Annotated in this window: 1 pseudogene; it reads left to right on the top strand. The window is 46.1% G+C overall.

The features are described 5' to 3' along the window. Positions 1-532 (top strand): annotated as a pseudogene (locus KIO97_RS26850) (methyl-accepting chemotaxis protein); the annotation flags it as partial. Positions 533-542: the final 10 nt, after the last annotated feature.

The raw sequence follows: 542 nt of genomic DNA, 5'->3' as shown, positions 1-542 counted from the left end.
AGAAGCTTATGTTAGTTATAGGCACATGACGGGCTGCGGCTCTACGGGCGAATGGGTTGATCCTAATCAGGTGAACGCTTGTTTTATGAAGCATGATTTTATTCGTTCATGCACATTTCAGAAGGTAACTTATGCTAACGCTCGCTATCCTTATGAGACAGTTTGTGACAATTCACTTGCTCTTTCTTATTCAGAGGTTCGTTGCCCTGCAAACAGTGAATTCGATCCTTCAACATTGAGGTGTAAATCTCAATGCGAATACGGCGCAAATCCAGACGGTTCATGTATGGATGCTTGCCAATTCAAACAGTCAACGGGGGACGAAAGACGCCTTCAGTGGCTGGCTTATGTTTACGGCGAACAAGTCACGGGGGCTTGTTATGGTGACTTTGGCGCGACTCGTTGCGAACTCTCTCGTATTCCAAACGACAGCACCCTTTGCACTGATGTTTCTTCTGGCGAGTTTACGCAAAACACCTTATGTCACGGTAACTTCCAATTCACAGGAAACCAGTGTGATGGCGGTATGTAGTGGCATAGTG

The organism is Vibrio sp. B181a (assembly GCF_030248375.1).
GTDB lineage: Bacteria > Pseudomonadota > Gammaproteobacteria > Enterobacterales > Vibrionaceae > Vibrio > Vibrio campbellii.
This window is presented reverse-complemented; position numbering and strand designations above follow the sequence as displayed.